Below are 25,950 nucleotides of genomic sequence, written 5' to 3'. Positions count from 1 at the left end.
TGTTAAAACAGAGCCCTTCTGCTGAAAATAAATTGCTCCGAGCAGCTAAAGGCACGCATAAATGACGGAAAAATCACGTATTCAATATCTTGGCAACAGCGGCGAAAAATGGATTGCCGTCCGTATTCCCGTCAGCGGTGCCGCAGGTGATACGCGTCATTACGAATTTCGCGCAAGCAAAGTTGACGGGTTGCTGGAAATCTCTGAAAACCGGTCTGCCCTTCTTTTGGATAATGACAAGCAAATCCCGGTCAATCTGCCGCTGAAAGAGCTGCGCCGCCGTTTTCACGGGCGCGGCAATGCCGCAAACCAGCTTGATTTAACGGATGTGACAGGAATCGACGAGGCGCAGGAGAGCGATTTGAAAGCCGCTTTTACCGCCACCCTGCCCGCCCGAAAAGACAGCAACCAAAACATTCCCGAAAATCCGGATTTGAAAATTACATTTTTCGCTCATCACCGTCTGGATGAAAATCCGACGGCAAAATACTGCCCTGTGACGGTTTTATGGAGCAATATCTCCCGCACCAATGCCTCGGTCAGCGCAAAGAACACGACCTGCGTCACGCTGCATCAGCCCGTTGACGTAGCGGGCGCGCCGGAGCGGACGCGATGGTGGCTGGATATGGATACCAATATCTTTATGGCAGCCATCAATGAGGCCATGATAAACGGCACATCCCATCTGGATCTGCGCGAAGAAACACGCAAACGCGCCCCGCCGCAGACAGTCAGCCGCCCCCGTCGCTAATAGCTGCCCACCGCATCTGTTTGAAAAGACTATTGCACCGCAGGGGCGGAAGCCTATAGACTGATAAGGTCGTATTTATACATCTGGAAAGACCATGACCCAGAACACCAGCTTCACCCCCTTATCCGAACAACAGGCAAAAAACTATGTCCGCAAAGTTGTCTTTGTTGCGGTTTTGTTTTTCGCCGTACTGATTGCCGGCGGCTTTTATGCTTACAAAATTGTCGTGAACCATTTTGACGACACGCCGCAGCAGAAAATTCCAGCCGGCATCATCAAGAATTTCCACAAACCGTCCGTCAAAGACAGGCAAATGCAAACACAGCCGTACAAGAAAGACACGCTTGTAGTCGCCAATCCGCGCAACCCGTATGATTTACCTGTCGCACCGCATGAGAACAATCCGAAACTGCGCTTTATCACCGGCCGCGTGACGGCGATTGCGCCGCGGCACGATATCATGTCCAACGGTTCCGCACGCAAGAATCTCTATGCCCGCACGGAATTCCATGTGCCCGAGCAGAATAAAAACTGCTATTTCCATCAATATATGGGGCTACGGGCGACTTATAAGGTCGGTGATGCCGTGCAGGTGCAATACGACCCGAATGCCAAAGACTTTTGCGGCACAGCGCGGATTGTGGAATAAGAGAACCGCTTTTAGAGCGTGTTTCCAGGCTGCGCAGACGCAGCACGCCCCAGCTTTACAGATTTTTTGATATTGCGCGGAAAGACAGCGCACAGTTTTTGCTGCAATGCTTCTGTACATTCGATGACCAGCCATGCCCGACCTGGCTGCGGCATCGTGGCAACGGAAGCCCTTTGAAAGGAGTCCGTCAATCCGCTTTTGATAACCCAATCAGTGGTTTTTATCATCATCGTACTGGCATAGAGGTCGCGTCTTTCCTGATCGCGCAGCAGGGCATCGCTTTTTGACTCATCATTCAGCACAACAAATTGCTGCGGTTGCGGGGGAACATTCAGCTCCAGCAAATATTCATTCATTTTCTCTGCCGTCATAACCTGCCTCGCTTCAGCATTTCTCTATCCTGATCGGATAAAAGACAATACATCAGCTTAAGATATATGTCAATACTTTGAGAAAAAACAATTATTAAACAATATATTAACCACATTGCCTCCCACCTATCGAAAAAGGAATTTCAAACCAAATACGCCGCAGGGCATTGATATTCCAACAATTTCTATATGGCAAAATGCGCCGCAGGCCAATATAATGCCCGCATGTGCGGACGATACAGCCAAAATTCCCCGATTGAAAAACTGCGTGACGTGTTCGGCGTCATGGAGCGGTTTAATTTTCCGCCCAGCTACAATATCGCGCCGACGCAATATGCGCCGGTTGTGCGTTTTTCGAAAGCCAAGGGACGGAACGAATTGACCCTGATGCGCTGGGGGCTGGTTCCCTTTTGGGCGAAAGATATTGAAATCGGCAATAAGCTGATAAATGCCCGTGCGGAAACGCTGGCGGAAAAGCCGTCATTCCGCGGTGCCTTGAAATACCGCCGCTGCATCATCCCCGCAGACGGTTTTTACGAATGGCAAAAACAGGCAAGCGGCAAACAGCCTTTCAATATCCGCCGCCATGATCATGAGCCACTGGGCTTTGCAGGGCTATGGGAGGAATGGGGCGAAGACAGGCTGCACAGCTTTACCATTATCACAACCGATGCCAATGATACCGTGAAACCGGTTCATGCCCGTATGCCCGTTATTCTGGACAAGGCTGATTATGCCGCATGGCTGGAAAGCGGCGAGACCAAGCTGCTCAAGCCCTGCCCTGATGACTGGCTGGAAGCCTATCCCGTCAGCAAGCGCGTTAACAGCCCCGCGAATAATGACGCGGCATTACTTGCCCCCGCCCTGTAGCTCCATTGACAAAACCATATTATTATGTTAATTTATGTCGCTATAAACGACCATGGCGGAGGTAACGGATTATGGGACAATTCAAGCAGAAATTCAGCAAGGCTGTACTCGCCCTTGACCCGGAAAGCATAGGCGGTGCCGCCATGGCGAGCACCATTATCGGAATCGTCGCTCTTGTGCCGGGCATAATGATCGCCGAAAGCCTGCCGATGGACGACACGGCGAAGCCGGGCGCGGAAACCGCGCTGCATGATTACGGCTCCGCCCTCGACATTTTATCCTCATATGGCGAAAAGAATACCGGATTGAACACGCCCACAGGCTTAAAGGAAATTCTGGTCTATGGCGGGGAGGATGTCACGGAGAGCGCCGCCAATACCAAAGACTCCGAAGAATTCCTGCATTTAAGTCACCGTTTCGGGGAATCCGTCATTGTTGACAAGCGCCTGAGCGAACAGCAGAAATTTGATCTGGTACAGGAATTTGAAAGCCGTATCGGTGAATTTGAAGCCTTTACCGGCCTCAACGAGCCGGATTATGCCGATCTGGATGAAATGAGCGCCCGCGTGTTGCATCAGGTTGATGACCGCACCACTGCACGCGATATCATCCACCTGTCCAATGAGAAGCCCGGTGACAGGCAGACTATTTTTAATACCGCAGGGGCAGGCTTTACAGGCACTTTTCTGCTGCTGATGTTAATCGGCGCAGGCCGCAAAAATCTGCAGCGCTGGGCAGGTGAAAAACCGACTCCGAAGATGCCGCATTAACGCCGCCTCCCGTGGCAATATAGCCTGATTATTTTTTCAATCGCGGTTTTTGCGCAGTCTGTTTGTGTGACGGGGGCTGATGGGAGGATTGTATCAAACGATCCGCCGCCTGCCGCTCTTCCGAAGTGCCGACCAGAATATCCTTATTTCGTGCCTGTAACGACGATGAAAAAGATTGCGGCAGCTGTTCCGCAAGCCCCGCAAGCCCTGCCGCCTGTTCCAGCATTTCCGCATGTCCTTTAATGCCGAACACATTGGCATCCGTCAGATCGGATAATTTGACCCAGCCCGCATTTGTGGCATCATCCCCCGCCTGCACATCACACAGATGCGCATTACGCACCACCGGCACCATCGCCGTTGTCGACATGGCAATAACATCACCGTTTTTGACGCCGTCCGCACGATCCGGCCCGCCCCAGACGCGCACATCACCCGCAACCGGACGGCGGTCTATCTGATAGGATGACACAAGCGTGCCGGTTGCGCCTGATGCCTCTTCCATTTCCTCACGGTCTGCCGCCTGTTGATCCGTTTCGCCCTGATCTTTAAAGCCGCCCGCCAGCGCCAGCAAGCCAAGCCCCGGATCAAGCTGGCGTATAATCAGCTTCACATAGGCGTTGCCATCATCATCAAGGCTGATACGTATCTGGTCAGCCGCCTTTTGTTCAAAGATATTCCGTCCTTTATGGGTGCCGATTTGCACCAGCGCTTCGCCCCCCCCCGCCTGTCCGGCGGCAAAGGCATCTTGCAGCATTTGATTGATTTTTTTGACATCCTCGCCGCCGACCATCGTGTCACCGTACTGGTTGCCGGGGGAGCCGTAGACTTTCAGGCTGTTACGCTCGTGCTGAAAACTTTTGCCTAAATCCGCCATCACCTTTTCTCCGCTATATATGTTCATATAAAAATATACATATAGCGGGTTAAGACTTCGCTAATGCGTAAAGTGAAAAGGATAAAAGGGAAAATGGGGCGACTGACGGGGTTTGAACCCGCGACATCTCGGACCACAACCGAGTGCTCTACCCCTGAGCTACAGCCGCCACAATTTTAAGACCCTATTCTATAAACCGAAATGCCCTGCAAGGTCAAGCGGAACATGCTGAAAAATTCAGCCTGCCCTGCCTTGCCGCGGATCAGGCCGCATCTTCATTCCGCCATTTGATGGAGCAGCCCATCGAGGCCGTCTGATGTTCCGGTCCCTGCCCCGTTTCGGCAATTTTCAGCATGCCGTCCAGAAGTTCGCGCTTCGTCTCCGCCGTTGCGGCGCGGGAGGGTGTGACATCATCCAGACGTCCGCGGTAATGCAGCTCCAGATCTTTGTTAAAGCCGAAGAAATCAGGCGTGCAGACCGCATGATAGGCATGGGCGACATCCTGCTTTTCATCAATGACATAAGGGAAGGTAAAGCCGTTTTCCTTGGCGAAAATCTGCATATTTTCAAAACTGTCATCAGGGTAATTCGCCGTATCATTGGGCATGATCGCAATCACACCGATACCGTTTTCCTGCAATGCTTTCGCATCCTGCACCAGCTGGGTGATGATCGCCTTCACATAAGGGCAGTGATTGCAGATGAACATGACCAGTGTACCGTTTTCGCCTTTTACATCCTCCAGCGTGTAGGCTTTGCCGTCGACGCCTTTCAGGGAAAAATCGGGTGCGCTAAAAGAGGTATCGCAAAGCGGTGTGTGTGTCAGAGCCATGGTGCTGTTTCCTTTTCTTCTTATTTTTGCTGCGGTCAGTCTACCCCATCCTGTGCGGAAATACCAGCTTGACAAGCCGCCGCAGCCACTTACTATAGATAGTTAAATTAATAAGGAAAACGCGCATGGATTTCAAACACGGTCTGACAGCTTTGCCCGAAGAATTGCAGGAAAAACTTGCAAAAATTCCGTCATGGAAGGAATTCGGACAAAAGAATAAAGACTGGAATCAGGACCTGCTGGACAAATTGTTTGAGGATGTGCGCAGCACGCTGAATGAGGAAGAGCAGACGACCTTCTACCGCTGTCTGCTGCAAAGCGTCGCCTTTGCCACCAAAAATGTTCTGGAACCCTATATCGAGGCGATGAAGCCCGCCATTGATGCCGGACTGACCAAAAACGCCAATGACATGTTCAAGCCCGGCACAAAAGCCGGCGTGGAAATGGCAAAAATGGTTATCCAGACCAATCAGGTCATCCTGCTGCTGTGCAATATTTACGAGGCGCAGGTCGGAAACGGGGAAATGCCGCTTGAAGAACTGAATGACGCCATCCTTGATCTGGCCGAAATGACCGGAACACGCGACCATTTCAAACGTGCCGAGATTGTCTATAACAGCTGTAAAAAAATCTCCGAAAGCCCCGATCTGTACCCCGCCGCGCCCAAGAAAAAGCAGGGCGGCAGCGGTTTCAAACGCTAAAATATTTCCATTTTTCCGCAAACCGTTCTAGAATGGCGGCTTAAAGGGCGTGTTAACGGACACAAGAAACGAATACGAATAGAATGGCACAGTTTTTCAGTCTTTACGGGCGCTGGTATCCGGGGCAAAAAGTCACCTTTAACAAACATGAGCTTAGCCAAATTCTGTCCATCTACGGCTTGCGCGTGCAGCGGGGCGAATGGCGCGATTACGCGCTGGATTCCACTTATGACACGGCGATGTTTTCGATCTTTCGCAGCAGCAATGAAAAACCCGCCTTTGTCGTTGCCAAAACCGTGCCGCGCAATCACAAAAAACAGGCGAAATTTTCCGTTTCCACGGAGAATAAAACCCTGATCCAGAGCAACAGCCTGATGGAAGCCCTGACTGTTTTCCACGAGAAAGACAAAGAAAAAAAGAAATGAGCAAGCTATTCCGTCATTGTCTGTTTCTCCTGATTGCGGCCTTGCTGTGCCTGCCTGCACAGGCCTTTGCTGCGGATAAAAGCTATAAAAAACCGACAAAGATTCCGGTTTATCCCGACCCTGTTTACAAACCGCTTTATGAGGATGCCGACCACCCGCTTGCCGTGCTGATGGATATGGCGGAACAGGATGGCGATGCCCGTGCGCAATTTATTCTGGGTGATCTGTACAGCAAAGGCAAAGGCGGCTTTGCCAAGGATTTAAAAGAAGCGGCGCGCTGGTTTGAAGCAAGCGCCCGTTCCGGCTATATTCACAGCTATTTGCGTCTGGCGGCGCTGGCGGTAAAGCGCGGCGACCGCGTTGCGGCCTATCAATGGTACAGCCTGGGTGAAGACCGTGCGACCCGCAAAGACAAGGAACTCCGCAACTTTATGCGCGCCCGCATGGATGATTTGAAAAACGGTAAAAAAGCTTTGTCCCGCGATGATATCCGCCTTGCGGCAAAAAACGGCAAAGACTGGTGGCGCGGCAAAACCGCCACCGTGCAGAAAAAGCGGCGCTATAACCACTAAGCTCTCCTCCCCGCAAACGCCAATAAATGATTGCAGCAGCGCCCTGTTTTGCTATACTGCCCGTGCATTTAAAGATCACAGGAACACTGGAAACAAGGAGCAACCGCCATGAGCAAAATCAAAGTCAAAAATCCGATCGTCGAAATCGACGGCGATGAAATGACCCGCATTATCTGGAAGATGATCAAAGACACGCTGATCCTTCCCTATCTTGATGTTGATCTGAAATATTTTGATCTCGGCATCGAAAAACGCGATGAAACCGATGACCAGATCACGATTGATGCCGCCAATGCCATCAAAGAACACGGCGTCGGCGTTAAATGCGCAACCATCACCCCCGATGAAGCCCGCGTTGAGGAATTCGGATTGAAGAAAATGTGGAAATCGCCCAACGGCACAATCCGTAACATTCTGGGCGGCACGGTTTTCCGCGAGCCGATTATCTGCTCCAACATTCCGCGCTATGTTCCCGGCTGGACGCAACCGATTGTTATCGGCCGTCACGCTTTCGGTGACCAGTACCGCGCCACGGATATCAAAGTACCGGGCAAAGGCAAATTGACCCTGACCTTCCAACCGGAAGACGGCGGCGCACCGGAAGTCCATGAAATTTTCGATTTCACAGGCCCCGGTATCGCCATGGGTATGTATAACCTTGACGACTCCATCCGCGGCTTTGCCCGTGCCTGCTTTAACTACGGTTTGCAGCGCGGCTATCCCGTTTATCTTTCCACAAAGAATACGATCCTGAAAACCTATGACGGCCGTTTCAAGGATCTGTTCCAGGAAGTTTTCGACGCGGAATTCAAAGCGGAATTCGACAAGCGTGATCTGACTTATGAACACCGCCTGATTGACGATATGGTCGCCTGCGCGATCAAATGGGAAGGCGGCTTTGTCTGGGCTTGTAAAAACTATGACGGTGACGTGCAGTCGGATGTTGTTGCACAGGGTTTCGGCTCTCTCGGCCTGATGACCTCGGTTCTGCTGACGCCCGACGGGAAAACCGTCGAAGCCGAAGCCGCACATGGTACGGTGACGCGCCATTACCGCCTGCATCAGGACGGCAAGCCGACCTCGACAAACCCGATCGCCTCGATCTTTGCATGGACGCAAGGTCTGCGTTATCGCGGTCAGTTCGACGGAACGCCGGAAGTGATTGAATTCGCCGAAACGCTGGAGCGCGTCTGCGTCGAGACCGTTGAAAACGGTCACATGACAAAAGACCTTGCCCTGCTGGTCGGACATGACCAAAAATGGCTGACGACACAGGAATTCATGGCAAAACTGACTGAAAATCTGGAAGCCGCCATGGGAAAGGCTAAAGCCGCTTAAAGCCCAAGCCGTAAGCGGCCCGTATGACAAGAAAGGCGGTCTATGCAGACCGCCTTTCCTTTATTTATGCATGATAAATTTGCAGATCCTATTCCGTAAACTGCCGCACGGCCTGCGCCGCCAGCATCAGCATCGGGATATCAATCGCCGGGGAGCGGTCAATTTCCGAGACCAGATGTTCAATATTCTGCAATTTTTCTTCATGATCCTGCTGCCATTTGCCCAGATCGCCCTTTCGTCCCGAACAGCCGTATTCGGTCGCGATTTTTTCCGTCAACAGCGCCTGATATTTGTAAAATTCATCGACCATGCCGCTCAAAGCACGTGCCTGCCAATGATTTTCCGTTTTCAGGGACAGACATTGCTGACGCAGCCAGTCAAGGCGCAGAACCTGTCCGACATCGAAATAAACGCCGGCGATCGCTTTTAAGCTGCCCTTGCAGGACTGATCGATATTGATGATATCAGGCGCGGCATCCAGCAGGCGGATACTTGCAATATCCGTTGCCAGCTTGTCGGGCATGCCCTGCTCTTTCAGGCTTTCGCGGCGTGCTTCGACACGGTCACGCACATAATGCGGGATCAGGTCACGCACCACGCCGGAAATTTCCGTGATGCCTTTTGACAATTGCGCCACCTCCTCCGTCACGGAGCCCATCGGGCGCGGACGCCGCAACAGCCAGGTAATGGTATGTTTCAGCAATATGTAGATTTCGCTCAAGGCTGAAATCTGCACTTTGCTCGGCACTTTATTATCCAGCGCCTCGATCGCATCCCATAGTTTCGGCACATCAAAGGCCCGCATCATAATCAGGAAAGCCTTGACGATGGCCACCTGCCCCGCCCCTGTTTTGGCTTCACGCGATTTGATAAAGACCGGCCCCATACGGTTGACCAGCGCATTTGCCAGCATGGTCGCGATAATTTCGCGGCGCAGCCCGTGGTTTAGAATTTCCGTGCGGTATTTTTCCAGAGGTTTCGGGAAATAGATATCCAGCCAATCTTCCATACCTTTTTCATCCGGCAGGTCGGACTCCAGCAAATTCTGGAACAGCACGATTTTCGTATAGGACAGCACGACCGAAAGTTCCGGCCGCGTCAAGCCGCGGTTATCCTGCAACATGCGGCCGATGGTTTCCTCATCCGGCAGATGTTCCAGTTTGCGGTCAAAAACGCCCTGTTTTTCAAAATCACGCAGCAAGGCTCCGTAAAGCGACAGCTGACCGGCAGCGCGGTATTCCGCCATCGAGAGCGCCTGATTTTGCTGGTAATTATCGTCCAGCACCAGACTGCCGACTTCATCGGTCATTTTCTCCAGCAATGTGTTGCGCTTGGCGCGGCTCATTTTGTGTTTTGTATTGCGTTCCACCGCATTCAGCAGAATTTTGATATTGACCTCGTGATCCGAACAGTCCACACCGGCGGAATTATCAATAAAATCGGTGTTCAAACGGCCGCCATAATGCGCATATTCCACGCGCGCATCCTGTGTCATGCCCAGATTAGCACCTTCACCGATGACTGCCGCGCGGATTTCACGCCCGTTGACACGCACCGCATCATTGCTGCGGTCATCCGCATCGGCATGACTTTCCGCCGCGCTTTTGACAAAGGTACCGATACCGCCGAACCATAACAGCTCGACATCGGTTTTCAGCATCGCATGCATCAACTCGTCCGGTGTGACTTTATCCTTGCGGATATCGAAACAGGCTTTGATTTCCGGCGTCAGGGTCAGAGATTTCTCCGAACGTAAGTAAACGGCACCGCCTTTCGATATCTTGCTTTTATCATATTGATCCCAGCCGCCGCGCGCCTTGAACAGTCGCTGACGTTCTTTAAAGCTGGCCGCCGCATCAGGATCGGGGTCGCAGAAAATATGAAGATGGTTGAAGGCCCCGACCAGACGGGTATGTTTGGACAGCAGCATGCCGTTGCCGAACACATCGCCGCCCATATCACCGACGCCGATGGCTGTGAAATCCTCTTTCTGGATATCTTTGCCCATTTCACGGAAATGGCGTTTCACGGATTCCCATGCACCGCGGGCGGTAATCCCCATGACTTTATGGTCATATCCGGCAGAGCCGCCGGAAGCGAAAGCGTCATCCAGCCAGAACCCGGCCTTGGTCGATAATTTATTCGCGATATCCGAAAAGGTCGCCGTTCCCTTATCCGCCGCAACAACCAGATAGGGGTCGTCATCATCATAGCGCACGGTATTTGCCGGCGGTTCGATTTTACCCAAATTATTATTATCCGTCAGATCCAGCAGCGATTGCACAAAAAGCTGGTAACAGGCGATTCCTTCGGCAAGAAACGCATCGCGCCCGCCTTCGGTCGGCGGGTTTTTGACGATAAAGCCGCCCTTTGCCCCGACGGGAACGATAACCGCGTTCTTGACCATCTGCGCCTTCATCAGCCCCAGAATTTCGGTACGGAAATCATCATGGCGGTCGGACCAGCGGATACCGCCGCGGGCGATTTTACCGCCGCGCAGATGCACGGCCTCGACCCGCGCGGAATAGACAAAAATTTCGACATGCGGACGCGGACGCGGCACAAAATCAATATTCTTGCTGTCCAGCTTTACCGACAAACAGGGACGAATTTTGCCGTTTTCATCGCGCTGGTAGTAATTGGTGCGCAAGGTCTTTTCGACCAGTGTCCAATAGGCGCGCAGAATACGGTCATGGTCCAGTTTTGTGACGTCATTGAGTCTGGCTTCCAGCTTTCCGCGGAATTTATCGGCCTCCGCAGCGCGTTTCTTTGCCGCCAGTTTCGGATTATGCAGCGCCTTATACAAACCGACCAGATCACGCACGGCTTCGGCATGTTCCGTCAGCACCGTTTCCAGATAGCGGCGGCTATAGGCAAAGCGTGCCTGTTTCAAATAGCTGGTATAGCTGCGCACAATCAGGACTTCGCGCCAGTTCAGACCCGCCTGCAGAACCAGTTCGTTCAGCGCGTCATTTTCCGCAACTTCGTCCCAGATGCGCAAAAAGGCTTTTTCAAAGACTTCCTTGATTTCCTCCAGTTCAAAACTGACTCTGTGTCGCGGCGAGACCAGAAAATCATGGACCCAGACCGGCTCTTTCGTGCCGCGCCCCGGGCGTACCTTGAACGGCATTTCCGAAATCGCATCCAGCCCCATATTTTCCAGTGCCGTCATAATATCGGACAGGCGCACCGGATGGCTCTGGTGATAGATTTTCAAGTGATAGGTGCCGTCACCGGCGCTGGTTTTATCCTGATAAAGATCAACGGCGATCTCCAGATCTTTCTGCTCAAGCAGGGTTTCGATCCGCGGAATATCCTTCACCGCACCGATGATGCCGTAATTATCCTGATAGGCCGGAGGAAAGGCCTCGGCATAGCTATGGGCATAAACAGCGCCTGTTTTCTTGCCGTAGCGGTTGATCAGCTCTTGACCGAGCTTTTCCTGCCAGCTTTGGCCGATCTCGATCAGCTCCTGTTCAACGGCTTCCGCGTCAAATTTCGTCAGCTGTTCCGGATCCGTCAAAATGGTGAACAGGCCGCGCGCCAGCGGGCTGTCATCCAGCGTAATGTGATAATTTGTGCAAACACCTTGCAAACGTGCTTCCAGCACGGTTTCGATACTGCGGCGAAAGCGCGTATCATAAATATCGCGCGGAATATAGACAAGGCAGGACACATAGCGTTCCAGCGGGTCTTTACGCGCAAACAGAGCCACGCGCTGCCGTTCCTGCAAATCGAGAATCCCGATACTGGTTTTTGTCAATTCCGCGACGGAAACCTGAAACAGCTCGTCCCGCGGATATTTCTCCAAAATATGTTCCAGCGCCTTGCGGTCATGGGAGTCGCTGCCGAATTTCGCCAGCGCCAGCGTTTCACGCACTTTTTTGCGGACAAGCGGCACTTCCAGTGTCCGGCAGGAATAAGTGCTGGAGGTGAATAAGCCGATAAAAACATGCTGCCCGATGACGCGGCCTTTGTTATCGACAACTTTTACATTGATGACATCAAAGGGAACGCGCCGGTGCACTGTCGAATACTGGTCAATCCATTTACTGACGACGACCGTATTCTCATCTTGCTGCATCTGCTCATATTCGCGTTTCTTCAGCGCCACATCAAAAGGATAATGCCCCTCGCGCAACAGCCCCAGCGCACTGTCTTTGGCAATACGCACATCGACATCGCCGCTTTTTTTGCCGGCGGCAAACTGGTATTCACGATAGCCCAGCAGGGTGAAATTGTTTTTATACACATATTCGAGGAAATCGATGGCCTCGATATTGTGTTCATGTTCGCCGCCGTCAGCCTGCTTGATGTCAATCGTATTGATGACGTCACGCAGACGCGCCAGCATCAGCTTCCAATCCGTTGTCGCAAGCCGGACATCATCCAGAATGCCGGAGAGCTGTTTTTCCAGATGCGCGCAGGCACTGGCCGGCAGAAATTGTTCCAGTTGAATATGAATGACGGATTCCAGCCCGCCGCGCAAACGCGCTTCTTCAATATTATTCCCGACCTTTTCGACCAAACCGCTTTTTTTGCGGTCAATCGCCAGCACCGGGTGAAACAGATAGGCAATCTGAAAATTCTGATGCCCCAGCTCTGACGCAACCGAGTCAATCAGGAAAGGCATATCATCATTGATGATTTCAATCACCGTATTATTGCATTGCCAGCCATGGATTTTTTCATCGACATTATAGACGCGGATTTTGTGATGCTTGGCCTGCCGCTTTTCAACCCAGCCATAGAGATTCTTGATCAGCTTGCCCATATCCGCATCGCCGATTCTGAGCCAATCGCTTGTCGACACATGTTTTTTGAAATGACTGAAAAAGCTGTCTGCAGGTTTTGCGGGGGATTTCTTTTTATTCATGGCTGCTGCCTTTGTTTTTTTCTGCGCTTGGGACATGCCGCGCCTCCTTTTCGACTATTCGGATTGCAACGCAAGACCGTTTTATTACTAGCACGATTTCCAAGGCAGTGATATCCGTTTCCGCAGTTTTTCGTTGCTGTACTGCAGCATTTTTGACCTAGTCATTAAGGGGAAATTTAATCAATCCGCCGCGACGGCTTCCGGTGCTGCCCAGAACTTTATAGATATCTTTCAGGTCGCGCCGCGCCTCCGCTGTGTCATAAGGTACGGTGCCGCCGCAAAGCCCGCCCGCCCCGTAGCTGCCTGCCGGATAATGATATAGTGACCAGCGGTTTCCCGAGCCTTCCTTGCGCAGATAGGCGAAGACCAGATAGTCTTCCCCCTCCTTGAACGGATATCCCATACAGGTCACATTCTGCAGGCTTGTATGCATAGTGAATGTTTTGTCTTCATCCTCTTCGGGAACGATATGACGGCCTGTTGCCTCCACCTGTTCGCCGTCCTGCGCCGGTGCCGCATTATCCAGAGGAAATTCCGTCATTTTGCCGTTGCCGCCTTTGAAATATCCGGTGACATCAAAAGTGACGGCAACCGGTTTGTCATCATAAACATTCAAGTAACGCGGGTGATCAATTGCGATTTCTTTCACCGTGCCGCGGAAAATCACATCCGCCTCCTGCCAGCGGGTTTTGAAAGAGCCGCGGGCGCAAATACAGGCCGCCGCCACGGATACGCCAAGGCAGGACAGCAGCAAAAACATCATCAGAAAATAAGAGAAACGAACATGATACGGCATTTCGACCTTCCGGTACTGTCACGATTGCAACATATCATCGTAACCCGTTTTCACATTTTAAAACAGCCCCGCAGAAAAATATTGCGGGGTCTGCCGCTTTGTCCGGTTTTCCCCCACGTAAAAACCGTGTATAATAAAAAAAGCAGTTTCAAACTGTCCTGCCTTTCAAGATTGTTGACGACATGAGAACACGACACCACATACGCATGGGCGACAAAAAAGACGGTGCGGGCCGCCCCGACCACCGTGAAGAATCGGGCGTGTTGACGCGCGTCAAACCCAAGCTGCAAAAACCGTCAATGTATAAAGTGCTGCTGCTGAATGATGATTACACGCCGATGGATTTTGTCGTCACGGTTCTGGAGCGTTTTTTCGGCAAGGATGAAAATGAAGCGGTCGAAATTATGATGACCGTCCACCGCAAAGGCGTCGGATTATGCGGCGTTTACACCTATGAGGTCGCGGAAACGAAGGTCGGACAAGTGATGGGTTTTGCCAAAAAGCACGAACATCCGCTACAATGCACGATGGAAAAAGACTAAGGAAAAAGGATTAAAGCCATGTTATCAGCACATCTGGAACAGACATTGCACCGCGCTTTGAACCATGCAGGCTCCCGCCGCCATGAGCTGGTGACGCTGGAACATTTGCTGCTGGCCTTGACCGAAGACCCTGATGCCGTTGCCGTGCTGCGCGCCTGCGGTGTCGATGTCCCCGGACTTGCCGAAGATGTCACCATCTATCTGGATGAAGAATTGACCACGCTGATCCGCCCCGACCAACAGGAAGCCCGCCCGACCAACAGTTTCCAGCGCGTCTTGCAACGCGCCGCCATCCATGTGCAATCAGCAGGACGCGAAGAAGTCACAGGTGCCAATGTGCTGGTCGCCCTGTTTTCCGAACAGGACAGTCATGCCGTTTATTTTCTGGCCGCGCGCGAAATGACGCGTTTTGACGCCATCAATTATATCTCGCACGGCATTGCGAAAGTCCCCGGCTATGGCGAGGACCGCCCCGTTCTGGGAACGGATGCCGAGGCCGAAGAAGATGCCGAGGTGAAGAAAGGCCGCGAAGCATTGAACGCCTATTGCGTCAATCTGAACAAAAAAGCGTCGGATGGCAAAATTGATCCGCTGATCGGGCGCGAAGACGAATTGGAACGCACTATTCAGGTTCTTTGCCGCCGCACCAAAAACAATCCGCTTTATGTCGGCGACCCCGGCGTCGGTAAAACCGCGATTGCCGAAGGCCTTGCCCTACATATCACCGAAGGCAATGTACCCGAAGTGCTGAAAGATGCCACGATTTTTGCGCTGGATATGGGCGCATTGCTGGCCGGGACACGTTACCGCGGCGATTTCGAGGAACGCTTAAAAGCCGTGATTTCCGCCATCAAACAGCAGGACAACGCCATCCTGTTTATTGATGAGATCCATACCGTCATCGGCGCGGGCGCAAGCTCCAGCGGGGCGATGGACGCCAGCAACCTGCTCAAACCCTCTCTGGCGCAAGGTGAGCTGCGTTGCATCGGTTCCACCACCTATAAGGAATACCGCAACCATTTTGAAAAAGACCGCGCCCTTGTCCGCCGCTTCCAGAAAATCGATGTGCGTGAACCCTCTGCCGGTGACACAATCAAAATTCTGCGCGGGTTACGCAAATATTACGAGGAACATCACGGCATCACCTATACGGATGAGGCCATCAAGGCGGCTGTTGATCTTAGCATCCGCTATATCAATGACCGCAAACTGCCCGATAAGGCCATTGACGTACTGGATGAATCCGGTGCGGCGCAAAAACTGCGCCCCGAAGACAAGCGCAAGAAAATCATTGATGTGCCGGAAATTGAAGATATTGTCGCAAAAATCGCCCGCATTCCGGCGCGCACCATCAGTTCCGATGACCGTCAGGTGTTGGGCAATCTTGAACGCGACCTGAAAAATATGGTCTTCGGGCAGGATGAAGCCATCCATACGCTGGCCAGTGCGATTAAGCTGTCCCGCGCCGGATTGCGTGAGCCGGAAAAACCTGTCGGCTGTTATCTGTTCACCGGTCCGACCGGTGTCGGTAAAACCGAAGTGGCGCGGCAGCTCGCACGCGGTCTCGGCATTGAACTCAAGCGCTTTGACATGTCGGAATATATGGAGGCGCATGCCGTTTCCCGCCTGATTGGTGCACCGCCCGGCTATGTCGGTTTTGACCAAGGCGGGTTGATGACCGACGCGGTTGACCAGAACCCGCATTGCGTGCTGCTGCTGGACGAGATTGAAAAGGCGCATCCCGATCTGTTCAATATTTTGCTGCAGGTGATGGATTACGGCAAGCTGACCGATAATAACGGCAAAACCATTGATTTCCGCAATGTCATTCTGATCATGACCAGTAATGCGGGCGCGGCGGAAATCGCCCGCCCTGCCGTTGGCTTTGAGCGCGAAAACCGTATCGGTGAAGATAGCGAAGCCATCGAGCGCATGTTCACCCCCGAATTCCGCAACCGTCTGGATGCGATTGTACCCTTTAACAGCCTGTCGCCTGAAGTTCTTGACCGGATTGTCGATAAATTCGTGATGGAGCTGGAAGCGCAACTGGCTGACCGCAATGTCATTATCGAACTGGATCAAAAGGCGCGGCGCTGGCTGGGCAAGCAGGGATTTGACCCTGCTATGGGCGCACGCCCCCTCGCCCGTAAAATCCAGAAACATTTGAAAGAGCCGCTGGCGGATGAAATCCTGTTCGGCAAGCTTGAAAAAGGCGGCAGCGTGCAGGTTTCGGTAGAGGATGATGCGTTAAGCTTTCACTACGAAAGTGCGAAAAAACCATCGCCGCCTGCCAAGCAGAAAAAACAGCCGAAAAAGCGCGGTAAGAAAGAAGAAGCGTAAAGAGCGGCACTTTCGTCCTGTTGCTTTTATCTGATGCCCTTATGCAAATCCACAGCACGTTGTTCCGCCGCGCGTATGTCTTCCATACTCATGCGATATTGCCATTTTCTCTGCAATACTGAGGCTTTACCGCGCTCCTTGCCGGACAAGCCGGGGGGCATAAGTGACAGATGAATCCATTTATAACCCTCAATGAGGTCTTGCTCTATCCCTATACCATTGAAATACATTTTCGCTAGCGCAAGCTGCGCCGCCGCATCGCCGCGCTGCGCAGCATTCTGATATTTTTGAAAATCATCATTATACGCTGCCTGCACAGGCGTTACGGAAATTGGCTGATCAGAACTTTTACGCCACGCGCCGACACGTTTTTTGCCTTCAAACAACTGCTCTTCCGTCAGACTAGCGGAAACTCGTACACGTGCGATAATTGCGTTATTCTTTGCCTCGCCGCTTGGTAGCTGCATCGCCGCCAGCGCAAACCACATATAGGCCGCCACCAAATCCTGTGCGACGCCTTCACCCTTGTAATAGATTTCACCTAAACGCATCTGTGCATCGGGATTGCCGCCATTCGCCAATCGCTGCAAAAGATTTATATCATTCGTTTCATGAAAAGGTATGTCTGACAGCATCTTCAAGGCTTCTTCATGCCCGCGGCTTGCCGCCTCCGTTAGCCATTGACTTGCTGCCGCGGGGTCCTGCGCGACGCCGTCGCCTTCCAGATATTTCATCCCCAGCAGATATTGCGCGGTTGAAGAACCGGTGCGGGCATCCTGCCTTAATTGCTGTAAATCCGTGTCATCCGCCCGCGCCGCCTCGGGGCAGATAAACAGGGCACAAGCCAGAACAGCAATACAGAAATATTTGAACATCTGTCCATTATAACCGCAAAAAAGTTAAAAAAATCAAACGAACAGATGGACGCGGGTTTGCGGGCGTTTGCCGCAATAGCTATGGAAGAATTTGCGCGCGGCGATGCGCGCCTTTTCCGAGAATTCATGCTGCGTGCCTTCATCACTGCATAGACGAAGATCTTCCGGCAGATTGGCCAGTGTTTTTGCCACCGCCTCGCTTGCCTGTTTCAGAACGGCTTGGCCTTCCTCGCTGGTTTCATCGGCAAGACCGAGGGCGGTAATCTGCGGCAGGTCTTTCAGATTGCCGCGCCCGTCCATCACGATACTGACCACCACCGCGCCGTTGAAGGTAATGCGGCGGCGCACGGCCAGTGTTTCGTCATGGATCGGCATCATACGCGGCCCTTCAACCGCCAGCAGGCCATGCGGCACTTCATCCAGCACCGTTACGCCGTTTTCGGGGCACAGGCTGTAAACCGTGCCTGTCATGCCTGTCATTACATGTTTGATCCCGCATTTTTCGGCCAGTTCCGCGTGGTGGTCCATCTGCATGGCCTCACCATGTACGGGAACGGCGATTTTCGGCTGTACCCATTTATACAGTTTTTCCAGCTCGCCGCGATACGGGTGGCCGGAAACATGGACGGGGTTTTCCGGATGAGTCTGTTTGCTGACAATTTCGACATCCATCTCCCAAAAGCGCGACAGCGAGCGGTCAATCATCGCCTCATTCCCCGGAATACGCAGGGCGGAGAAAAACAGCACATCCCCCCTTTCAGGACGGATGCAGGGGTGTTCACCACGGGCGATACGCGCCACAGCGGCACGGCTTTCCCCTTGCGAACCTGTCAGGACAATCACGGATTTCTCACGCGGTTGCGCCATTGCTTCGCGGTCTTCCAGAAATGGCGGAATATCGGTCAAATAACCGCAGGCTTTTGAGACTTCATAAGAACGCCACAGGGAACGTCCCGACACGCCGACACTGCGGCCATTGGCCTCTGCCGCACGGGCAATATTATACATCCGCGCCACATTCGAGGCGAAACAGGTCACGAAAATCCGGCTGTCAGGATAATCGGCAAACAGTTTCGTCAGGCTGTCCTGTACGACCTGTTCGGAGGCGGAATGACCTTCCAGCATCGCATTGGTGGAATCGCCGACCACTGCCAGCACGCCGCCCGCCGCCCCCAAAGCGGCCAAAGCCGTTTCATCGGTTTCATCACCGACGCAAGGCGTTGCATCCAGCTTCCAGTCACCCGTATGCAAGACCGGTTGCAAATCCCCCGCCGTTATCACCAGCGATTGCGCCTCGGGAATGGAATGCGCCATACCGATCATACGGATATGAAACGGTGCAAGGTCTTTAATCTCGCCGCCGACAGGAACGGTATGAATCTCTGCCTGATCCGCCCAGCTATGTTCGGAGAATTTGCTGCGGATCATTGCCGCCGTAAACGGCGTGGCATAAAGCGGGCATTTCAGTTCAGGCCACAGATATTCCAATGCACCGATATGGTCTTCATGTGCATGGGTCAGGACACAAGCGATCAGATTATCGCGTTCTTGTTTCAAAAATGTGATATCCGGCACCAGCAGGTCAACGCTGGGCATCGTGTCATCGGGAAAGCCCATACCGCAATCGACCATCAGCCATTTGCCGTTAAAGCCGTAGAGGGTCAGATTTGCGCCGAATAATCCGCAACCGCCCAGCGGCAGGAAATAGAGCTTGTCTTTCTCCCATTCAAAATCCGTCATCATGTAAAAAATACCTCTCCTGATGTCACGGTGCGCAGGGCGCCGTTTTCCTGTTCCAGCAGCAATGCGCCGCCTGTATCAATACCGGCAAATTTGCCGGAGAAAGCCTCTTGCGGTAATTTTACCTCAAGCTTTGTGCCGATGCTATGCGCTTGTGCCAGCCAGTTTTCACGCACCGTATCAAAACCTTGCCTCTGCAAGCGCGCGTCCCATGCTGCAAAACTGCTGACAAAATGCTGCGCCATTTCCTGCGGCGTTACAATCTTGCCCGTTGCGGATTTCAAGTCACAGGCATAATCCGGCGCACCGGCAAGATTAACGCCTGTGCCGATAATAAGATAGACTTGATCATCCTTTGTTTCCGCCTCCAGCAAAATGCCGCAAAGCTTTTTGCCGCCAAGCAGGACATCATTCGGCCATTTCAATTGCAGCGGCAAACCGTCATCACCTGTCGCGGCTTTCAGCGCGTCAGCCATGGCCAGAGCCGTTAAAAACGCATATTGCCCGGCAGCGGCAAAATCACGCACTTTCCAGACCAGTGATAAATAGAGATTGCCTTCAGGGGAAGACCAATCACGGCCATAGCGCCCGCGCCCTGCTGTTTGGCGGCCTGCTGTTATAACCGTGCCATGTTCCAGACAGCCGCGTGCGAAAAGATTGGTACTGTCCACTGTTTCAACATGCCGGTGCGTCACACCGCCGGGAAATGCCGTCATGCCCCCAGCAGCCTTTCGACAGCATGGGTCAGCGTTTCAAAGACCGGCCAGATAATGACGGCAAAGATCAGCGCGAAGACAGTCGCACCACGCATCACGAATAAGGCGGGCGCATCGTCAACACGGTCGAGCTCGTTCACCGGTTCGTCAAAATACATGACGCGGATGACGCGCAGATAGTAATAGGCCGCGACAACGCTGGACAACACACCGATGATTGCCAGACAGTAAAAGCCCTGCGCGACAGCTGCCTGAAAAATGAACAGCTTGCCGAAGAAACCTGCAACCGGCGGAATACCTGCCATAGAGAACATCAGCAATGCCATACAGGCCGCCATGATCGGATTGTATTTTGCCAGTCCTGCCAGATCGTCGATTTCCTCCGCCTGTTGTCCGCGGCGCGTCATCATCAGGATCACGGCAAACACGCCGCCTGTCGTAATCATGTAAATCACCATATACAGCATCAACCCGCGCACACCTTCGGCGCTGGCTGCGGCAAGGCCAATCAGCGCATAACCCATATGACCGATGGAGCTATAGGCCATCAAACGCCGGATATTGGTTTGCCGCAAGGCTGCAAAGGCACCGACAATCATCGATCCCGCCGCAATCACCCAGATCACCTGCTGCCACTGGTCGGCAATCCCGCCGAAAGCGCTCATCGTGACGCGTACCAGCAGCCCCATCGCCGCGATTTTCGGCACCATGGCAAAAAAGCTGACAACCGAAGCCGGTGCGCCTTCATAGACGTCCGGTGTCCACATATGGAAGGGCACGGCGGATACTTTAAAGGCCAGTCCCGACAGCATAAAGACCAGACCAATGACCAGCCCCATGGACGGCGCACCTTCCATCAAAGACATTGAATCGGCAATACCGGGGAAGCTGGTGGTTCCGGCAAAGCCGTAGACCATCGAGCAACCGTAAAGCAGCAGTCCGGAAGATAAGGCGCCCAGCACAAAATATTTCACGCCTGCCTCGGAGGATTTCAGGCTGTCACGGTTTAGTGCCGCCAGCACGTAAAGCGGCAGGCTTTGCAGTTCCAGTCCCATATAAAGCGAGATCAGATCATTTGCCGACAGCATCATCATCATGCCAAGTACGGAGAACAGCACCAATACAGGATATTCAAACCGCGCTATTTTCTGCCTTTCGGCATATTGCATCGCCATCAGCACCGACAGCGCCCCGCCGAACAAGACCAGTATTTTCATGAAAACGGCAAAAGGCTCGGAAATAAACAACCCGCCGAAGGCCGGAATCGTTCCGTCAGGGAAACGCAGCAACAAGGCCGCTGTTACGGCAAAGCTGAGAACCGTGTACCAGGAAATCAGGCGGAAGCTCTTATCTCCCAGAAAAACGCCAAGAACCAAAAGCAGCATCCCCATTACCGCCACAAGAATTTCCGGCGCCACGGGCAACAGATCAAATGTTCCGACAATCATTCTTTTAATCCTTCCGTCTGCGGCGCGGCCGCATTCTCTTTTATTGGCAGCTCATGTTCCGCCGCATATTCGATTCCCTGTTGGTACAGTCTGATCGTTTTATCGACAGCCGGCGAAATCGTTTTCAATACCGCTGACGGGTAGACCCCCATCCAGATAACCAAAAAGGCCAGCGGCACAAACATGCTGATTTCGCGGGCGGAGAGATCGGGCATCCGGCGGACATCATCATGTTCCAGCGGTCCGAAAACAACGGCACGGTAGAGATACAGCATATAGGCTGCGCCCAGTACAACCCCTGTCGCCGCCAGAACCGCCACCGTCGTATTGACGCGGAACGCACCCAGCAAAGCCAGAAACTCGCCGACAAAGCCGCTTGTCCCCGGCAAACCGATGGAGCCAAGCATAAAGATCATAAACACCGTCGCATAACGCGGCATAACATTGACCACACCGCCATAGCGCCCGATATCCCGCGTGTGCAAACGGTCATAAACAACGCCGACGCACAGGAACAGTGCCGCCGAGACAACACCATGCGAGAGCATCTGGAACATCGCGCCCTCCATCCCCTGTTCGGTCAGCGTAAAGATACCAAGCGTCACAAAACCCATATGCGCCACGGAGGAATAAGCGATCAGCTTTTTCATGTCCTTTTGCGCCAGCGCGACCAGCGAGGTATAGATAATCGCGATAATGCTGAGTGCATAGATATAAGGCGTGAAATAAGCTGTCGCAACCGGCAGCATCGGTACGGAAAACCTCAGGAAGCCGTATCCGCCCATTTTCAACAGCACCCCTGCCAGAATGACGGAGCCTGCCGTCGGTGCCTCGACATGCGCATCGGGAAGCCATGTATGCACCGGCCACATCGGCACCTTGACCGCAAAAGAAGCGAAAAAGGCCAAGAACAGCCAATATTGCATCTGCAGCGGGAAATGCGTTTTTTCCATCAGCACCATAATATCCGTCGTGCCGGTATAAACATACATCGCCAGCACCGCCAGCAGCATCAGCACGGAACCGAGCAGCGTATATAGGAAAAATTTAAACGCGGCATAAACGCGGCGCGGACCGCCCCATACACCGATGATAATGAACATCGGGATCAGCACGGCCTCGAAGAAAATATAGAACACGACCAGATCAAGCGCACAGAACATGCCGACCATCATGGTTTCCAGCACCATAAAGGCGATCATATATTCTTTGACATGTTTGTTGATGGAAAACCAGCTGGCCAGAATACAAATCGGTGTCAAAAAGGTCGACAGCAGTACGAACAGAACGGAAATACCGTCCACGCCCATCTTGTAATTGATTTTCAGCGACGGCATCCAATGCCATGTTTCCACCAGCTGAAACCCCGGATTGCCGGGCTTGAACATCGCATACATCACCAGCGAAACGCCGAAGGTAAATAATGACGTAAACAATGCCACGTAACGCGCATTGCGGGTCACATCTTCATCATTCTTGCTGTTAATCAGCAGGATGAAGAATGCGCCGAACAGCGGCAGGAACGTGATAAGCGAAAGTATCGGAAAATTGTTCACAATTCTTCTTCCTTATTTATCCGTAAACCTTGTAGAAATAGAGCCCCGTCAGGACAGCCACGCCGACCAGCATCGCGAAAGCATAATGGTAGACATAGCCCGTTTCCGCATCTGCGACCTTTTCTCCGGTCAGCGACATTGTTTTGGCAACGCCGTCAGGACCGAGACGGTCAATAATCATTTCATCACCGCCCTTCCAGAGCGCATAGCCCAGCTTATGCGCCGTGCGGACGAAAACGGCATCGTAAATCTCGTCAAAATACCATTTATTGAACAACAGGCGGTGAATAGCCGGGAAAGTCGTTGTGAAAGACTGCGGCAATGTTCTGGCCACCATATAGAACAGATAGGCCAGCACAATCCCCGCTGTCGCAATACCGACCGGCAGCAAAGCGACCCAATGCGGTGCATGATGCGCGGCTTCAATTGTGTCATTGCCAGGCAGCACAAACAGGCTTTCCCGCCAGAACTCCATCCGCCCCTCACCGACAAAGCGTCCCGCGAAAATGCTGCCGGCGAATAAAGAGCCTGCAGCCAGAACGTAAAGCGGCAAACGCATCACCGAAGGCGCTTCATGGATATGCGCCATGACTTTTTCATCCGCGCGCGGCTGGCCGTGGAAGGTCATAAACAGCAGACGCCAGGAATAGAATGCCGTCAGAAAGGCGGCAATAATACCGCACCAGAAAGCAAATGTACCGACGGGGGAATGTGCGGCAAAGGCGGCCTCCAAAATCAGATCTTTGGAGAAATATCCCGCGAACCACGGAATACCGGCAAGTGCCAGTGAGCCAATCCACATCACCGCATAGGTCACCGGAATTTTCTTCCAGATGCCGCCCATATAGCGCATATCCTGTTCATCGGACATGGCATGGATGACGGAGCCCGCGCCAAGGAACAGCAGCGCCTTGAAAAATGCGTGGGTGAAAAGGTGGAAAATCGCCGCACCATAGGCAGACACGCCGAGCGCAAAAAACATATAGCCCAGCTGGCTCATCGTCGAATAGGCAATCACCCGTTTGATATCAAATTGCGTCAGCGCAATCGTCGCCGCAATCAGCGCCGTCAGCGCACCGACAACCGTGATAAATTCCTGCACCACGGGCGCATATTCAAACAGCGGCGACATACGCGCCACAAGGAACACCCCTGCGGTGACCATCGTCGCGGCGTGGATTAGTGCGGAAACAGGCGTCGGGCCTTCCATCGCATCGGGCAGCCATGTATGCAGACCCAGCTGTGCGGATTTACCCATCGCGCCGATGAACAGCAAGCCGCAGGCCAGAGACAGCGCATGAATGTCATAGCCCATAAACACGAACATCGCATGGGCGGCATTTTCGGTATCGGAGAAAATCGCATCAAAATCAAGCGTTCCGAAAATCGCGAACAGCGTCATCACGCCCAGTATCAGGCCGAAGTCACCGATACGGTTGACGATAAAGGCTTTGACCGCCGCCGCATTGGCACTGGGTTTATGGTTCCAGAAACCGATCAACAGATAGGAGGCCAGACCGACCCCTTCCCAGCCGAAGAACATCTGCAATAGGTTGTCCGCCGTGACCAGCATCAGCATCGCAAAGGTAAACAGGCTGAGATAGGCCATAAAACGCGCCTTGCATTTGTCATGACTCATATAGCCGATGGAGTAAACATGCACCGCGGCGGAGACAACATTCACGACCGTGATCATCACCGCCGACAGCGTGTCAAAGCGCAGCGCCCAGGCCACATCCAGCGTACCGGATTGAATCCATGTAAACAGCGGCACATGCAGCGTTTCACCGCCCGCCGACAGGTCGCGAAAAATACCGATCGAGATAAAAGCCGCCAGCAGCATAAAGGCGCAGGTCACGAATTGAGCACCACGATCACCGATCACACGGCCAAAGAACCCTGCGATAATTGCGCCCATCAGCGGAAGAATGACTGCAAATTGTTCCATTGTCTTCTTACCCCTTCATCGCCGTAATTTCATCAACGGCGATTGTGCCGCGGTTACGGAAGAACACCACAAGAATGGCGAGCCCGATGGCGGCCTCTGCCGCCGCAACCGTCAAAATAAACATCGCAAATACCTGCCCCGTCAAATCCTGCAGATAGGCGGAAAAGGTCACCATATTGACCGTGACGGAAAGCAGCATCAGCTCGATCGACATCAGGATGACGATCAGATTACGGCGGTTTAAGAAAATACCGAACACACCCAGAATGAACAGCACGGCGCTGACCACCAGATAATGCGTCATTGTGATTTCAAACCATGCTGCGTCCATTATTGTACTCCCGCTCCGGTTTCAACCTGTTGGATTTCCATCGCATCCGCCGGACGGCGCGAAACCTGATCGCTGACTTTCTGCTTACGCACACCGGGCCGCGTTCTGAGTGTCAGCACAATCGCGCCGATCATTGACACCAGCAGGATCAAACCCGCCGTCTGGAACAGATAGACATTCTGCGTGTAAAGAATTTGCCCCAGCGCATGGGTGTTGGTGACACCGGCATCCGTGCTCATCGGTGCAAGGCGGTTCTGCACGGCCCCTGCGGAGAATTCCCATGTCCAGTAAAGCCAGACCAGCTCTGCCAGCAAGACAAGCCCGACCAACCCGCCAATCGGCAGATAGCTGACCAGCCCCTCCTTGATATTCACGCGCCCGACATCCAGCATCATCACGACAAACAGGAACAGCACAGCCACAGCACCGACATAGACGATCACAAGGATCATCGCGACAAATTCCGCGCCCAATAGCACAAATAATCCGGCGGCGTTGAAAAAAGCCAAAATCAGAAACAGGACGGAATGCACGGAGTTCCGCGCCGTGATTACCATCACGCCGCTGGCGATCAGCACGGATGCGAACATATAGAATACCAGGGCTTCAATCATGTTTTTGTCCTT

General features: G+C 52.9%; 23 protein-coding genes and 1 tRNA gene. 10 read left to right on the top strand and 14 right to left on the bottom strand.

The window, feature by feature from the left end; all coding sequences use genetic code 11:
• Nucleotides 1-61 precede the first annotated feature (61 nt).
• Together HND56_05795 and HND56_05790 are read left to right on the top strand one after the other, a co-directional pair.
• On the top strand, nucleotides 62-751 hold the full coding sequence (locus HND56_05795) for a hypothetical protein (protein QKK05228.1): 690 nt from the start codon (nucleotides 62-64) through the stop codon (nucleotides 749-751).
• A gap of 94 nt (nucleotides 752-845) precedes the next feature.
• Complete coding sequence (locus HND56_05790) at nucleotides 846-1,400, top strand: hypothetical protein (protein QKK05227.1); 555 nt, start codon at nucleotides 846-848, stop codon at nucleotides 1,398-1,400.
• Between the two features lie 11 nt (nucleotides 1,401-1,411).
• On the opposite strand, the gene HND56_05785 is transcribed toward HND56_05790, so the two are convergent.
• Entirely contained in the window at nucleotides 1,412-1,771 is a 360-nt protein-coding gene (locus tag HND56_05785) for a hypothetical protein (GenBank protein QKK05226.1), read from the bottom strand.
• Between the two features lie 225 nt (nucleotides 1,772-1,996).
• Here HND56_05785 and HND56_05780 point away from each other — a divergent pair, with 225 nt between their 5' ends.
• Together HND56_05780 and HND56_05775 are read left to right on the top strand one after the other, a co-directional pair.
• On the top strand, nucleotides 1,997-2,641 hold the full coding sequence (locus HND56_05780; GenBank protein QKK06571.1) for an SOS response-associated peptidase: 645 nt from the start codon (nucleotides 1,997-1,999) through the stop codon (nucleotides 2,639-2,641).
• Between the two features lie 71 nt (nucleotides 2,642-2,712).
• Complete coding sequence (locus HND56_05775) at nucleotides 2,713-3,411, top strand: hypothetical protein (protein QKK05225.1); 699 nt, start codon at nucleotides 2,713-2,715, stop codon at nucleotides 3,409-3,411.
• A 28-nt stretch (nucleotides 3,412-3,439) separates the two neighbouring features.
• Here the strand turns inward: HND56_05775 and HND56_05770 are convergent, their stop codons facing one another.
• The 3 genes from HND56_05770 to HND56_05760 form a co-directional block, all read right to left on the bottom strand.
• Entirely contained in the window at nucleotides 3,440-4,288 is an 849-nt protein-coding gene (locus HND56_05770; GenBank protein QKK05224.1) for a hypothetical protein, read from the bottom strand.
• A 94-nt stretch (nucleotides 4,289-4,382) separates the two neighbouring features.
• A tRNA-His gene (locus HND56_05765) sits at nucleotides 4,383-4,457 on the bottom strand.
• 93 nt (nucleotides 4,458-4,550) lie between these two features.
• A complete protein-coding gene (locus HND56_05760; GenBank protein QKK05223.1) occupies nucleotides 4,551-5,120 on the bottom strand; it encodes a thioredoxin family protein in 570 nt (189 codons plus the stop codon).
• A 125-nt stretch (nucleotides 5,121-5,245) separates the two neighbouring features.
• On the opposite strand from HND56_05760, the gene HND56_05755 reads away from it, so the two are divergent.
• The 4 genes from HND56_05755 (at nucleotide 5,246) to HND56_05740 (ending at nucleotide 8,156) form a co-directional block, all read left to right on the top strand.
• Nucleotides 5,246-5,821: a hypothetical protein gene (locus tag HND56_05755; protein ID QKK05222.1), complete on the top strand. Its 576-nt coding sequence runs from the start codon at nucleotides 5,246-5,248 to the stop codon at nucleotides 5,819-5,821.
• Nucleotides 5,822-5,904: 83 nt separating this feature from the next.
• Nucleotides 5,905-6,246, top strand: coding sequence for a DUF2794 domain-containing protein (locus tag HND56_05750; protein QKK05221.1), 342 nt, complete (start codon nucleotides 5,905-5,907; stop codon nucleotides 6,244-6,246).
• The gene (locus tag HND56_05745; protein QKK05220.1) at nucleotides 6,243-6,818 is read left to right on the top strand and encodes a sel1 repeat family protein; all 576 of its coding nucleotides are present in this window, start codon (nucleotides 6,243-6,245) and stop codon (nucleotides 6,816-6,818) included. Before HND56_05750 ends, HND56_05745 begins: the two co-directional genes overlap by 4 nt.
• A gap of 108 nt (nucleotides 6,819-6,926) precedes the next feature.
• Nucleotides 6,927-8,156, top strand: a complete 1,230-nt coding sequence (locus HND56_05740; protein QKK05219.1) for an NADP-dependent isocitrate dehydrogenase — start codon at nucleotides 6,927-6,929, stop codon at nucleotides 8,154-8,156.
• An 88-nt stretch (nucleotides 8,157-8,244) separates the two neighbouring features.
• Here HND56_05740 and HND56_05735 read toward each other — a convergent pair whose 3' ends face one another.
• Both HND56_05735 and HND56_05730 read right to left on the bottom strand, forming a co-directional pair.
• Nucleotides 8,245-13,068 (bottom strand): NAD-glutamate dehydrogenase, encoded by a 4,824-nt coding sequence (locus tag HND56_05735; protein ID QKK05218.1) that lies wholly within the window; start codon nucleotides 13,066-13,068, stop codon nucleotides 8,245-8,247.
• 121 nt (nucleotides 13,069-13,189) lie between these two features.
• On the bottom strand, nucleotides 13,190-13,828 hold the full coding sequence (locus tag HND56_05730; protein ID QKK05217.1) for a hypothetical protein: 639 nt from the start codon (nucleotides 13,826-13,828) through the stop codon (nucleotides 13,190-13,192).
• Between the two features lie 182 nt (nucleotides 13,829-14,010).
• On the opposite strand from HND56_05730, the gene clpS reads away from it, so the two are divergent.
• Together clpS and clpA are read left to right on the top strand one after the other, a co-directional pair.
• Entirely contained in the window at nucleotides 14,011-14,370 is a 360-nt protein-coding gene (gene clpS / locus HND56_05725; protein QKK05216.1) for an ATP-dependent Clp protease adapter ClpS, read from the top strand.
• An 18-nt stretch (nucleotides 14,371-14,388) separates the two neighbouring features.
• Nucleotides 14,389-16,710 (top strand): ATP-dependent Clp protease ATP-binding subunit ClpA, encoded by a 2,322-nt coding sequence (gene clpA / locus HND56_05720; protein ID QKK05215.1) that lies wholly within the window; start codon nucleotides 14,389-14,391, stop codon nucleotides 16,708-16,710.
• Between the two features lie 26 nt (nucleotides 16,711-16,736).
• Here the strand turns inward: clpA and HND56_05715 are convergent, their stop codons facing one another.
• From HND56_05715 to HND56_05680, 8 genes are read right to left on the bottom strand one after another with little or no spacing between them, the layout of a single operon-like run.
• Complete coding sequence (locus HND56_05715; protein ID QKK05214.1) at nucleotides 16,737-17,585, bottom strand: SEL1-like repeat protein; 849 nt, start codon at nucleotides 17,583-17,585, stop codon at nucleotides 16,737-16,739.
• A gap of 33 nt (nucleotides 17,586-17,618) precedes the next feature.
• A complete protein-coding gene (locus HND56_05710; protein ID QKK05213.1) occupies nucleotides 17,619-19,328 on the bottom strand; it encodes a ribonuclease J in 1,710 nt (569 codons plus the stop codon).
• Nucleotides 19,325-20,041, bottom strand: coding sequence for a biotin--[acetyl-CoA-carboxylase] ligase (locus HND56_05705; GenBank protein QKK05212.1), 717 nt, complete (start codon nucleotides 20,039-20,041; stop codon nucleotides 19,325-19,327). Before HND56_05705 ends, HND56_05710 begins: the two co-directional genes overlap by 4 nt.
• On the bottom strand, nucleotides 20,038-21,486 hold the full coding sequence (gene nuoN / locus HND56_05700) for an NADH-quinone oxidoreductase subunit NuoN (GenBank protein QKK06570.1): 1,449 nt from the start codon (nucleotides 21,484-21,486) through the stop codon (nucleotides 20,038-20,040). Before nuoN ends, HND56_05705 begins: the two co-directional genes overlap by 4 nt.
• On the bottom strand, nucleotides 21,486-23,045 hold the full coding sequence (locus HND56_05695) for an NADH-quinone oxidoreductase subunit M (GenBank protein QKK05211.1): 1,560 nt from the start codon (nucleotides 23,043-23,045) through the stop codon (nucleotides 21,486-21,488). Before HND56_05695 ends, nuoN begins: the two co-directional genes overlap by 1 nt.
• 16 nt (nucleotides 23,046-23,061) lie before the next feature.
• A complete protein-coding gene (nuoL, locus tag HND56_05690) occupies nucleotides 23,062-24,993 on the bottom strand; it encodes an NADH-quinone oxidoreductase subunit L (protein ID QKK05210.1) in 1,932 nt (643 codons plus the stop codon).
• 7 nt (nucleotides 24,994-25,000) lie between these two features.
• Nucleotides 25,001-25,324: an NADH-quinone oxidoreductase subunit NuoK gene (gene nuoK / locus HND56_05685; GenBank protein QKK05209.1), complete on the bottom strand. Its 324-nt coding sequence runs from the start codon at nucleotides 25,322-25,324 to the stop codon at nucleotides 25,001-25,003.
• Complete coding sequence (locus HND56_05680; protein ID QKK05208.1) at nucleotides 25,324-25,938, bottom strand: NADH-quinone oxidoreductase subunit J; 615 nt, start codon at nucleotides 25,936-25,938, stop codon at nucleotides 25,324-25,326. Before HND56_05680 ends, nuoK begins: the two co-directional genes overlap by 1 nt.
• Between the last annotated feature and the right edge of the window lie 12 nt (nucleotides 25,939-25,950).

The organism is Pseudomonadota bacterium (assembly GCA_013285465.1).
In the GTDB taxonomy this organism is placed as follows: domain Bacteria; phylum Pseudomonadota; class Alphaproteobacteria; order Micavibrionales; family CSBR16-224; genus CSBR16-224.
This window is presented reverse-complemented; position numbering and strand designations above follow the sequence as displayed.